The following is a 12,562-nucleotide window of genomic DNA, read 5'->3' on the forward strand; positions in this document are numbered from 1 at the left end:
GCGCCTGCGGAGAGCGCCGTGGACGCGGACGCTCCGCCGGCCGCCGGCACCTCGGACGCCGAGGAGGCCCCCCTCACGGACACCGCCGCCCCGGACGCCGACGTCGAGGACGACGCGGCTCCCCGTCGTACCCGGCGTCGTGCCTCGCGTCGTGCCTCCGCCCCCGCGACCGCCGAGACGGCGCAGGACGGCCCGTCCGCTCCGTCCGCCGAGACCGCCGCCTCCCCCGCCGAGGAGGCGAAGACCCCCGTGACCGACACCACCGGAGAGACCCCCACGACGTCCGGGACCCCCGAGGCGCCCGCCGCGGACGACACCGCTCCGCGCCGTCGGCGCCGTGCGGTCCGCAAGGCCGCCGCCGGATTCGCCGAGCCCGCCCGGCCCGCCGCAGGGTCCGCCGGGAGCGCCGAGACCGAGCCGTCGAAGCGTCCCGCGCGCCCCGAGGTCGCCGTCTTCCGGGCTCCGGTGTTCACCGAGCCCCAGTTCCAGACCCCGGAGCGGGCCGCCGCAGAAGCGGCCGCCGAGGCCGTCGGCCCGGTGGAGCCCGAGGCGACCGAGGCGACCGAGGCGCTTTCGGAGGAGCAGCCCGCTCCCCGGCGCCGCCGCCGTCGCCGGGGAGCCGCGGACGAGACCGACGCGGCACCGGCCGCACAGGCCGCTTCCGCCGGAGCCGGCAGCACCCGTACCGAGCCCGCCCCCGACGCCCGCACCGACGAGGAGGCGGCCGAGGACGCGGACGCGGACGAGCAGGCCGAGGACCACGCGGACGACGACCAGGACGAGAACGAGGGCGCCGGTTCCCGTCGTCGCCGCCGCCGGGGCGGCCGTCGCCGCAGGCGCGGCGAGTCCGCGGATGCCGACGCCGATGCCGACGAGCCCGGGGCCGACGCCGAGCAGGACGCCGAGGACACCGCCGACGAGTCCGCCGACGACGCGGAGGACACCGATGGGCAGGCCGAGGACCGTGACGACTCGGGCGCCGCGGGCGGCTCCAGCAGCAGCCGGCGCCGTCGTCGCAGGCGCCGCCGGGCCGGGGACGGCGGCAGCGAGGCCGAGGCCTCCACCGACGACCCCGAGCGCACCGTCGTCAAGGTCCGCGAGGTCCGCGAGCCGCGCAAGGCCTCCGGGCCGTCGGACGAGGTGCAGTCCATCAAGGGCTCCACCCGCCTGGAGGCGAAGAAGCAGCGCCGCCGGGAAGGCCGTGAGCAGGGCCGCCGGCGCGTCCCGATCATCACCGAGGCCGAGTTCCTGGCCCGCCGCGAGGCCGTCGAGCGCGTCATGGTGGTCCGGCAGTACGGCGACCGCACGCAGATCGGCGTCCTGGAGGACGGCGTGCTCGTCGAGCACTACGTCAACAAGGAGCAGGCCACCTCGTACGTCGGCAACGTGTACCTCGGCAAGGTGCAGAACGTGCTGCCGTCGATGGAGGCCGCCTTCATCGACATCGGCAAGGGCCGCAACGCCGTGCTCTACGCCGGCGAGGTCAACTTCGAGGCGCTGGGCATGGCCAACGGCCCCCGCCGGATCGAGGCCGCGCTGAAGTCGGGCCAGTCGGTCCTCGCGCAGGTGACGAAGGACCCGATCGGACACAAGGGCGCCCGTCTGACCAGCCAGGTCTCCCTCCCGGGCCGTTACCTCGTGTACGTCCCCGAGGGCTCGATGACCGGCATCAGCCGCAAGCTGCCCGACACCGAGCGGGCCCGGCTGAAGACCATCCTCAAGAAGGTCGTTCCCGAGGACGCGGGCGTCATCGTGCGCACCGCCGCCGAGGGCGCGAGCGAGGACGAGCTGCGCCGTGACGTCGAGCGGCTGCAGGCGCAGTGGGAGGAGATCAAGAAGAAGTCCAGGGGCGGCGGCAGCTCGAACGCGCCGACGCTGCTGTACGGCGAGCCGGACATGACCGTCCGGGTCGTGCGGGACATCTTCAACGAGGACTTCACCAAGGTCGTCGTCAGTGGCGACGAGGCCTGGGAGACCGTCCACGGGTACGTCGCGCACGTCGCGCCCGACCTGGCCGACCGGCTGCAGAAGTGGACCAGCGAGGTCGACGTCTTCGCCACGTACCGGATCGACGAGCAGCTCGCCAAGGCGCTCGACCGCAAGGTCTGGCTGCCCAGTGGCGGTTCGCTGGTGATCGACCGGACCGAGGCGATGGTCGTCGTCGACGTCAACACCGGCAAGTTCACCGGTCAGGGCGGCAACCTCGAGGAGACGGTCACCAGGAACAACCTGGAGGCGGCCGAGGAGATCGTGCGCCAGCTGCGGCTGCGCGACCTCGGCGGCATCATCGTCATCGACTTCATCGACATGGTCCTGGAGTCCAACCGGGACCTGGTGCTGCGGCGCCTGCTCGAGTGCCTGGGCCGGGACCGTACGAAGCACCAGGTCGCCGAGGTGACCTCGCTGGGCCTGGTGCAGATGACCCGCAAGCGGGTCGGCCAGGGTCTGCTGGAGTCGTTCTCGGAGACCTGCGTCCACTGCAACGGACGCGGTGTCCTCGTCCACCTGGACCAGCCCACCTCCACCGGAGGCGGCGGCAAGCGCAGGAAGCGGGCGCGGGCCGGGGCCGGGGAGCACACCCACGAGGCCGACGTCGTCACGACGGCGGAGCAGGAGGCGGAGGAGGAGTCGGAGGCCGAGGTCGCCGCCGAGGCGGCCGAGCCGGTCGCGCTCCCGGCGCCCGAGTACGTCCCCGACGAGGAGCTGTACAGCAGCGCCGCCGAGGCGGAGGCCGCGGCCACCCGCGGACGCGGCCGCCGCCGGGCGAGCCGGAGGGCCTCGGCCCCGGCGGGCGCGCCGAGGCGTGAGGAGCGCCGTCGCGAGCCGGCCGCCGTCGGGACCACGGGCGCGGCCACCGCCGAGGAGCTTGTGGACCAGGCGCCGACGGCTCAGGACACGACGGCCGCGCAGGAGGCCGCGCGTCCGGTGCAGCCGGAGCCGGCCGCCGAGGCGTACGCCGCACCGGCCGCCGCCGAGGACCCGGTCGTCGAGGCGCCGGCCGAGGCGCCGGTCGCCGAGGAGGCCGCGCCCAAGGGCCGTACGCGTCGTCGGGCCACCCGCAAGGTGTCCGCGCCGGCCGGTTCCCCGGCGGGTGCCGAGGCCGCGGTGGTGACGGTCGCGGAGACCGCGCCCACGGCGGCCCCGTCGGAGTCCGGGCCGGCGCCGGAGCAGGCCTCCGGGCCGGCGGCCGAGCAGCCGTCGGCCCAGGTGCCCGAGGCGGCGGCCGAAACCGCCGCGCCGCCGCGCCCGCGCCGCCGCGCGGTGCGCAAGCCGACCGTGTCCACCGCGTCCGAGGAGGCGGCCGTCGTGGTCGTCCCGTCGGCCACGGCGGACGAGGCGGCCCCGGTGGACGAGGCGGCAGCGGTCACCACCGACGCGGAAGCCGCCGGGGAAGCCGCCGACGAGACCGTTCCGGCCGGGAGGACCGCCCGCGCGGCGGCGAAGAAGGCCACGGCGAAGAAGGCCGCCACGAAGAAGACGACGGCCAAGAAGACGACGGCGAAGAAGGCCACGGCGAAGAAGGCCGCCACGAAGAAGACGACGGCCAAGAAGGCGGCGACGAAGAAGACGACGGCCAAGAAGACGACGGCCAAGAAGACGACGGCCAAGAAGACCGCGGCAGCGGCCCAGCAGCCGTCGCCCTCGGTCACGGCGTCGACGGAGGACTGACCGGGACCCGCCCGGCAGGGCGGCACGCGTGGAGGCGCGGACACCGGCGGGCGCCGGTGTCCGCGCCTCCACGCGTGTGCCCCGCGTCCCTCGCGCCGGACCTCGGACGCCGGCCCGGCCCCGGCGTCACGCCGCGCAGTTCGGACAGGTGCCGCGGTATGTCAGCTCGACGTCGGAGACCGTGTACCCGAAGCGTTCCGACTCGGGGAGGGCCGAGAGGGCGTCGCCCGCCGGGTGCACGTCGCGGATCGTTCCGCAGCGGTCGCAGAGCAGGTGGTGGTGGGGACGGTGCGCGTTCGGGTCGTAGCGCGTGGCGCGGTGGTCGGTCGAGACCTCGGTGAGCTCGCCCAGGGCCACCAGTTCGCCCAGGGTGTTGTAGACCGTGGCCCGGGAGATCTCGGGCAGCCGCTCCGTGGCGCGCGCGTGCACCTCGTCGGCGGTCAGGTGGACGTGGTCTCCGCCGAGTACCTCGGCGACCACGCGTCGCTGCGCGGTCAGGCGCCAGCCGCGTTCCCGAAGTCTCCTCAAGAGATCACTCATACACCTCACCCTAACCAGCGGTGGAACCCATCTCAAGAACAGGTATGGTTCTGAAAGCCGCCTTGACTTAGATCTTGTCCAACGTAGGGTATGTGCCGGTGCGGGCCGCGGAGCGGCTTGCGCGGACACTCGGACGGCCAGGACCGCAGGCCTTGATCCCCAGCGAAGAACCACTCACCGAGGAGCGAGCTTTGACCGAGAACAACCAGAAGCCGTTGACCACGGCTGCCGGCGCGCCGGTTGCCGACAACCAGAACTCCCTGACGGCCGGTCCGCGCGGTCCGATGCTCCTGCAGGACGTCTGGTTCCTGGAGAAGCTCGCGCACTTCGACCGTGAGGTCATCCCGGAGCGCCGGATGCACGCCAAGGGTTCGGGCGCGTTCGGCACCTTCACGGTGACCCACGACATCACGCGGTACACGAGCGCCAAGATCTTCTCCGAGATCGGCAAGAAGACCGACCTGTTCGTCCGGTTCTCCACCGTCGCGGGTGAGCGCGGCGCGGCCGACGCCGAGCGCGACATTCGTGGCTTCGCCCTGAAGTTCTACACGGACGAGGGCAACTGGGACCTGGTCGGGAACAACACCCCGGTCTTCTTCTTCCGCGACCCGCTGAAGTTCCCGGACCTCAACCGCGCGGTGAAGCGCGACCCGCGCACCAACCTCCGCGACGCCGAGAACAACTGGGACTTCTGGACCAACCTCCCCGAGGCCCTGCACCAGATCACGATCGTGATGTCCGACCGCGGCATCCCCGCCTCGTACCGGCACATGCACGGCTTCGGCTCGCACACCTACAGCCTGGTCAACGCCGAGGGCGAGCGGTTCTGGGTCAAGTTCCACCACCGCACCCAGCAGGGCATCAAGAACCTCACCGACGCCGAGGCCGAGGCCCTCGTCGGCAAGGACCGCGAGTCCCACCAGCGCGACCTCTTCGACGCGATCGAGAACGGCGACTTCCCGAAGTGGAAGCTGTTCATTCAGGTCATGCCGGAGGCCGACGCGGAGAACTACCGCTTCCACCCCTTCGACCTCACCAAGGTCTGGTCGAAGAAGGACTACCCGCTGATCGAGGTCGGCGAGTGGGAGCTCAACCGCAACCCCGAGAACTACTTCGCGGACGTCGAGCAGGCCGCCTTCACCCCGGCGAACGTGGTTCCGGGCATCAGCTACTCGCCCGACAAGATGCTGCAGGGCCGGCTCTTCTCCTACGGTGACGCCCAGCGCTACCGCCTCGGCGTGAACCACCACCAGATCCCCGTCAACGCCGCGAAGAACCCGGTGAACACCTACCACCGCGACGGCGCCATGCGGGTCGACGGCAACCAGGGAGCCACCCCGGGCATCGAGCCCAACTCGTACGGACGCTGGCCGGAGCAGCCGGCCTACCGCGAGCCGAGCCAGGCCGTGGGCGCCGTCGCCGACCGGTTCAACTTCCGGGAGGACGACGACAACTACTTCGAGCAGCCCGGCAACCTGTTCCGCCTGATGAGCCCCGAGCAGCAGCAGGTTCTCTTCGCCAACACGGCGCGCGCCATCAACGGCGCGTCGCAGCAGACCGTCGAGCGGCACATCGCCAACTGCACCCAGGCCGACCCGGCCTACGGTGAAGGCGTCCGCAAGGCGATCGAGGCCCTGGCCGCCGGCAGCCTCTGAGCCCCGTCCGCGGGGCGCGCTCCGCGCCCCGCACCGTGCCCGGCGTGGGCCGCCGCTCCGCGGCCCACGCCGGGGCGGGCACAGCCACCGCCCGACGGCCGGCCCCACGGGCACGGCCGGCGGAACCGCTCGATCAGGAGAGGTGCGCATGAGCAGTGACGGTCTGACTCCTGAGCAGACGGAACGCGTCATGGCCATCGCCATGGAACTGGCCCGGGAGGGCGACACCGAGGAACTGGTGGGGTTCGTGGAGCACGGGCTGCCGGTGGACACGGCCGACGCGGACGGCAACACCCTGCTCATGCTCGCCGCCTATCACGGTCATGCCGACACCGTGCGGGCCCTGATCCGGCTCGGCGCCGACCCGGACCTGCGCAACGCCCGGGACCAGGCCCCCCTCGCCGGCGCCCTGTTCAAGGGCGCGGACGAGGTGGTCGAGGTGCTGCGGGAGGCCGGTGCGGACCTGGACTCCGGCACGCCGACCGCGCGGGCCGCGGCGTCCATGTTCGGCCGCGCCCACCTGCTCGCGCGCTGATCCACCGGGGCCCGCGCGCACGCGGCCGGCCACCGTCACCGTGACCGCTCGGTCCGGGCCCGGTTTGACCGGTCAGGTCGCGTCCCCGTAACCTTGACCGTCGGCGTGTCCATCGGGACCGCCACATTCCCGTAAACCTCTTCCTCCCGGGTGCATGGACTGGCTCGGGAGAGGTTGCCCGCGTGTCTGTACGGTCGGGCGGCTGGCCTGCGGGGGTGCCGTTCTTCGAGTGAGAGAGAGATCCGCGTGTACGCCATCGTGCGCAGCGGTGGTCGCCAGCACAAGGTTGCTGTCGGCGACATCGTTGAGGTTGACAAGATTTCCACCGCCAAGGTCGGCGACACGGTCGAGCTCTCGACCCTGCTCCTCGTCGACGGCGACTCCGTGACCAGCGACCCGTGGGTGCTGGGCGGCGTCAAGGTCCAGGCCGAGGTCGTGGACCACCACAAGGGCCAGAAGATCGACATTCTGCGCTACAAGAACAAGACCGGCTACCGCCGTCGTCAGGGCCACCGCCAGCAGTACACGGCGATCAAGGTCACTGAGATCCCCACGGCTGCGAAGTAAGGGACTGAGGAGAGATGGCACACAAGAAGGGCGCATCGTCCACCCGGAACGGTCGCGACTCCAATGCCCAGCGGCTCGGCGTGAAGCGCTTCGGCGGTCAGGTCGTCAACGCGGGTGAGATCCTCGTCCGCCAGCGTGGCACCCACTTCCACCCGGGCGCCGGCGTCGGCCGTGGTGGCGACGACACGCTGTTCGCGCTGGCTGCCGGTTCGGTGCAGTTCGGCACCCACCGTGGCCGCAAGGTCGTGAACATCGTTCCGGTCGCCTGACCGGAGGCTTTCGCGAGGCGGACCTCACTTCCCTGGTGGGAAGGCGGGTCCGCCTTTCGCGTGTTAACCAGGAAACACGTACGTACGTACACCGCACTGTCTCTGGAGGCACCCACATGACCACCTTCGTGGACCGCGTCGAGCTGCATGTCGCCGCGGGTAGCGGAGGTCACGGCTGTGCCTCCGTCCACCGTGAGAAGTTCAAGCCGCTGGGCGGACCCGACGGCGGGAACGGCGGGCGGGGCGGTGACGTGATCCTCACCGTCGACCAGTCCGTGACCACGCTGCTCGACTACCACCACTCCCCGCACCGCAAGGCCACCAACGGCAAGCCCGGCGAGGGCGGCAACCGCAGCGGCAAGGACGGCCAGGACCTGGTCCTGCCGGTGCCGGACGGGACCGTCGTCCTGGACAAGGCGGGCAACGTGCTCGCCGACCTGGTGGGGCACGGGACCTCGTACATCGCCGCCCAGGGCGGCCGGGGCGGGCTCGGGAACGCCGCCCTCGCCTCCGCGCGGCGCAAGGCGCCCGGGTTCGCGCTCCTCGGTGAGCCGGGGGACCTGCGGGACATCGGCCTGGAGCTGAAGACCGTCGCCGACGTGGCGCTGGTCGGTTATCCGAGCGCGGGCAAGTCCTCGCTGATCTCCGTGCTCTCCGCCGCCAAGCCCAAGATCGCCGACTATCCGTTCACCACCCTCGTGCCCAACCTGGGTGTCGTCACCGCCGGTTCGACCGTCTACACCATCGCCGACGTGCCGGGGCTCATCCCGGGCGCCAGCCAGGGCAAGGGCCTCGGGCTCGAGTTCCTGCGGCACGTGGAGCGGTGCAGCGTGCTCGTGCACGTGCTGGACACGGCGACGCTGGAGTCCGACCGCGACCCCGTCTCCGACCTCGACATCATCGAGGAGGAGCTGCGGCAGTACGGCGGTCTCGACAACCGTCCCCGGGTCGTCGTCCTCAACAAGACCGACGTGCCGGACGGCAGGGACCTCGCCGAGATGGTGCGCCCCGATCTGGAGGCACGCGGCTACCGCGTCTTCGCGGTGTCCGCCGTCGCCCACCTCGGGCTGCGGGAGCTGTCGTTCGCGCTGGCCCAGCTGGTGGCCGAGGCGCGGGCCGCCCGCCCGAAGGAGGAGTCCACACGCATCGTCATCCGGCCGAAGGCCGTGGACGACGCCGGGTTCACCGTCACCCGCGAGGACGAGGGCCTGTTCCGGGTGCGCGGCGAGAAGCCCGAACGCTGGGTCCGCCAGACCGACTTCAACAACGACGAGGCCGTCGGCTACCTCGCCGACCGGCTCAACCGGGTCGGTGTGGAGGCGGCGCTGATGAAGGCCGGCGCCCGGTCCGGCGACGGTGTCGCCATCGGTCCCGAGGACAACGCGGTCGTCTTCGACTGGGAGCCGACGGTGACCGCCGGTGCGGAGATGCTCGGCCGGCGCGGCGAGGACCACCGTTTCGAGGAGCCCCGCCCGGCCGCCCAGCGCCGCCGCGACCGGCAGGCCGAACGGGACGAGGCCGAGCAGGCGTACGACGACTTCGACCCGTTCCGCGACAAGTCGTAGGGTCCGCAGGGCCGGCAGGGGACAAGGGGCCGCTCCGGCGGCGGGATTCCCGGCCGTCGCCCGATGCTCACCTCGAGGACCCGCCCGGGCAACGGGACGTTCCCGTGCCGGGGCGGGTTTCCTCTTGTCCGTCTGCTTGTCATGCACGTGCCCTTCCGGGTTCAGTGCGCGGACCATCCGGAGCGAGGGCTTCCCAGCGTCCAAGACGCATGCGAGGCAGGGGAGTCCGCTCATGTCCGGAGCAGTACCGCCCGACCGCCGCCGTGTTCTGACCGCCGGCGCCGCCGTGCTCGGCGCCACAGCCTTCACCCAGCTGCGGCTGCCGGCCACCGCTCGCGCGGCGGAGCGGAAACCGTTGCCAGACGGGGTGTTCAGCCTGGGAGTCGCCTCCGGTGACCCTCCCCCACTGCCTTGAAGGCGTGGGGCCCCCATCCCGACGGCATCGTGCTGTGGACCCGGCTGGCCCCCGCCCCCCTGAACGGTGGCGGCATGCCGGACCGCGCGGTCCCCGTCGAGCGGCGGATCGCCCAGGACCCCCGGTTCAGGTGGATCGTCCGCCGGGGCACGGCAGAGGCCCGGCCCGCCCATGGGCACAGCGTCCACGTCGACGTACGCGGGCTGCGCCCGGACACCCGGTACTGGTACCGCTTCCGTGCCGACGGACAGCTCTCCCGCACCGGCAGCCCAGCGGGTTCCGGGCTCCTCTCATGGCATCCTCAGCAAGTCTCACGGCATCCTCAGCGAACTGCCCTACCATGCCTCGACATGGACACGGAACGTACGCGAGAAGAACACCCGGTCGTCGGCGCCGCCGTCCCCCCGCTGCCCGCCGGCACCCGCCTGCTGCACATAGGCCCGCACAAGACCGGCACCACCGCCGTCCAGGGCGCGCTGTTCGCCGCGAAGGAGGAGATGGCGCGGCACGGCGTCGACTTCCCGGCGCACAGCCGGCACCCGATCGAGGCCGTCCTCGCCGCCTGTGCCCGGCCCGCGATGATGGGGGACACGGCCCCCACCGAGCGCCACTGGCAGCGGCTGCTGGACCAGGTGCGGGCCACCGGGGAGCGCACCTCCGTGATCAGCAGCGAGTTCTTCGCGGACGCCGAGGAGGAGACGGCCGTCGCCCGGATCGTCGAGCAGCTCGGCGGCGACCGGGTGCACGTCCTGGTCACCCTGCGTCCCCTGGTGCGGATCATGCCCTCGCAGTGGCAGCAGTACGTGCAGAACGGGCTGCGCATGGACTACGAGCAGTGGCTGGAGCACATGCTCCGCCGGCCCCCGTACGGCAACCCCACTCCCAGCTTCTGGCGCCGGCACCGGCACGACCGGCTGGTCGAGCGGTGGGCCGGGGCGACCGGGCCGGACCGGGTGACCGTCGTGGTGGTCGACGACCGCGACCGGGACGCGCTGATGCGCACCTTCGAGACGCTGCTCGGACTCCCCGAGGGACTGCTCAGGCCGGTTCCGGAGACCGCGAACCGCTCCCTCACCCTCGCCGAGACCGAAATGCTGCGGAATCTTAATAAAGAATTCCGCGGCAACGAGCTTCCGGAAGAGCTGTATTCGAGGCTCGTGCGGCACGGCGCCATCGCACATATGAAGAACTCGTGCAGTCCCACTCCGCAGGACGTGAAGATCCGTACCCCGCAATGGGCCCTGGAGGCCGCCGCCGGGATCGGCGCCGAGGCGGCCGCGCGGATCGGAGGCATGGGCGTGCGGGTCCTCGGCGACCTGGAACCGCTGTCCCGCGTACCGGAGTCCGCGGGGCCGGCGGGTGAGCCGCGGCTCGCTCCCGAAGTGGCCGCGCAGGCCCTGTTCGGGGTGCTGGCCACGGTCGCCGCGACGAACGGCGCCGACGGGGCGAACGGCGCCGGCAAGGGGCGTAGTGTCCACCGGACACCGTCGAAGGAACTCGTGAAGGTCCTCGGTCACCGCTGCCTGAAGCGACTGCGCCTGCGCTGAACGCGCCGGAGGTGTCCCGTCCGTCACGAACGGTGAGGGCGTGACTCCTGTGGGGTCACTCACAGCAATTCGGGGGGCGTCCCGGAAACCGCAGTCCGGTACCGGGAGCCCCAGGTGAATGACAGGTTGCGTGCACATATGCGGCAGAGGTCGCTCACCTTGCACTGCGGTAACCACAAGTGGGACCATTTCGAAGTTCCCTGTCGCCCCAAGGTAGGTCACTTGTGTCCCAGCATGTAGCCAAGCCCCGTACCACCGCAGTGATCCTGGCCGGTGGCACCGGCCAGCGGGTGGGTCTTTCGATCCCCAAGCAGCTGCTGAAGATCGCCGGCAAGGCAGTCATCGAGCACACCCTGACCACCTTCGAGAACACCGACTCGATCGACGACATCATCGTGCTGATGGCGCCGGGCTATGTGCCCGACGTCGAGAAGATCGTCGCCAGGGCCGGCTTCACGAAGGTCACCCGCGTCATCGAGGGCGGCTCGACGCGGAACGAGACCACCGAGCGGGCCATCTCGGCCCTCGGCGAGGGCCTGGCCGAGGGCGAGGACCGCAACGTCCTCTTCCACGACGCCGTCCGCCCCCTGCTGTCGCAGCGTGTCATCGACGACTGCGTGAGCGCCCTGGAGCGCTACCAGGCCGTCGACGTGGCCATCCCGTCCGCCGACACCATCATCGTCACGCGGACGCACGGCGAGGACGGCGAGTTCATCACCGAGATCCCGGACCGCTCCCGGCTGCGCCGCGGGCAGACCCCGCAGGCGTTCAAGCTGTCCACGATCCGCCGTGCCTACGAGGTCGCCGCCGACGACCCCAACTTCCAGGCCACGGACGACTGCTCGGTCGTGCTCAAGTACCTGCCCGACGTGCCGATCCACGTCGTCGCGGGCGACGAGTACAACATGAAGGTCACCCAGCCGGTCGACGTCTTCATCGCCGACAAGCTGTTCCAGCTCGCCTCCACCGCCACCCCCGAGCAGATGGGGGAGGACGCCTACCGCGAGCTGCTCACCGGCAAGACGGTCGTCGTCTTCGGCGGTTCGTACGGCATCGGCAAGGACATCTGCGGGCTCGCCGAGTCCTACGGCGCCACCGTGTACGCGCTCGGCCGCTCCACCACCGGCACCCACGTGGAGAACCCGGAGGAGGTCGACGACGCGCTGTCCAAGGCGTACGCCGAGACCGGCCGCATCGACTACGTCGTCAACACGGCCGGTGTGCTGCGCATCGGGAAGCTGGCCGAGACCGACAACGCCACCATCGAGGAGGCGCTGAAGGTCAACTACCTGGCACCCGTGCAGATCGCACGGTCGGCGTACAAGTACCTCGCCGAGAGCAGGGGCCAGCTGCTGCTCTACACCTCCAGCAGCTACACCCGGGGGCGCGCCGAGTACAGCCTCTACTCCTCGACCAAGGCCGCGATGGTCAACCTCACCCAGGCCCTGGCCGACGAGTGGGCCGGCGAGGGCGTCCGCGTCAACTGCGTCAACCCGGAGCGCACCGCCACGCCGATGCGGACCAAGGCCTTCGGCCAGGAGCCGGCGGGCAGCCTGCTGTCCTCCGAGGCGGTGGCCCGTACCTCCCTGGACGTGCTGCTCTCCGAGCTCACCGGCCATGTCATCGACGTGCGCCAGCAGGACCCGACGGCAGGCGCCGCCCGTGCCAGCGGTTTCGAGCAGGCGCTGGCGTCGGTGCTGGACCGTCAGGACGGCGTGTAATAATCGACGGCAAATAGACTCCGGTAATTCAGGCCTCTGCGGCCTCCCGTTCACGCAGTTCCTGCGCGGGTGCTCGCGG

The 12,562-nt window shown here is 71.5% G+C and carries 9 protein-coding genes and 1 pseudogene; 9 read left to right on the top strand and 1 reads right to left on the bottom strand.

Going from position 1 to position 12,562, the window contains the following annotated elements; all coding sequences use genetic code 11:
- Nucleotides 1-3,669, top strand: a 3,669-nt coding sequence (locus TU30_RS20395) for an Rne/Rng family ribonuclease (protein ID WP_063837646.1), incomplete at its 5' end; no start/stop codon positions are given.
- A gap of 126 nt (nucleotides 3,670-3,795) precedes the next feature.
- On the opposite strand, the gene TU30_RS20400 is transcribed toward TU30_RS20395, so the two are convergent.
- On the bottom strand, nucleotides 3,796-4,209 hold the full coding sequence (locus tag TU30_RS20400) for a Fur family transcriptional regulator (protein ID WP_042171996.1): 414 nt from the start codon (nucleotides 4,207-4,209) through the stop codon (nucleotides 3,796-3,798).
- 191 nt (nucleotides 4,210-4,400) lie between these two features.
- Between TU30_RS20400 and TU30_RS20405 the strand changes: the two genes are divergently transcribed.
- From TU30_RS20405 to TU30_RS20435, 8 genes and pseudogenes are all read left to right on the top strand, one after another.
- Nucleotides 4,401-5,864, top strand: coding sequence for a catalase (locus TU30_RS20405; RefSeq protein ID WP_042171999.1), 1,464 nt, complete (start codon nucleotides 4,401-4,403; stop codon nucleotides 5,862-5,864).
- Nucleotides 5,865-6,012: 148 nt separating this feature from the next.
- Nucleotides 6,013-6,399 (top strand): ankyrin repeat domain-containing protein, encoded by a 387-nt coding sequence (locus TU30_RS20410; protein ID WP_042172000.1) that lies wholly within the window; start codon nucleotides 6,013-6,015, stop codon nucleotides 6,397-6,399.
- A gap of 246 nt (nucleotides 6,400-6,645) precedes the next feature.
- Nucleotides 6,646-6,966, top strand: a complete 321-nt coding sequence (gene rplU, locus TU30_RS20415; protein WP_042172001.1) for a 50S ribosomal protein L21 — start codon at nucleotides 6,646-6,648, stop codon at nucleotides 6,964-6,966.
- A gap of 14 nt (nucleotides 6,967-6,980) precedes the next feature.
- The gene (rpmA, locus tag TU30_RS20420) at nucleotides 6,981-7,235 is read left to right on the top strand and encodes a 50S ribosomal protein L27 (protein WP_042172004.1); all 255 of its coding nucleotides are present in this window, start codon (nucleotides 6,981-6,983) and stop codon (nucleotides 7,233-7,235) included.
- Between the two features lie 116 nt (nucleotides 7,236-7,351).
- A complete protein-coding gene (gene obgE, locus TU30_RS20425; RefSeq protein ID WP_042172006.1) occupies nucleotides 7,352-8,800 on the top strand; it encodes a GTPase ObgE in 1,449 nt (482 codons plus the stop codon).
- A 232-nt stretch (nucleotides 8,801-9,032) separates the two neighbouring features.
- Nucleotides 9,033-9,481 (top strand): annotated as a pseudogene (locus TU30_RS34335) (PhoD-like phosphatase N-terminal domain-containing protein); the annotation flags it as partial.
- Nucleotides 9,482-9,565: 84 nt separating this feature from the next.
- Entirely contained in the window at nucleotides 9,566-10,762 is a 1,197-nt protein-coding gene (locus TU30_RS20430; protein WP_042172245.1) for a hypothetical protein, read from the top strand.
- A gap of 224 nt (nucleotides 10,763-10,986) precedes the next feature.
- Nucleotides 10,987-12,483, top strand: coding sequence for a bifunctional cytidylyltransferase/SDR family oxidoreductase (locus tag TU30_RS20435; RefSeq protein WP_042172009.1), 1,497 nt, complete (start codon nucleotides 10,987-10,989; stop codon nucleotides 12,481-12,483).
- Nucleotides 12,484-12,562: the final 79 nt, after the last annotated feature.

The organism is Streptomyces sp. NBRC 110035 (assembly GCF_000829695.1).
Taxonomy (GTDB): Bacteria; Actinomycetota; Actinomycetes; order Streptomycetales; family Streptomycetaceae; genus Streptomyces.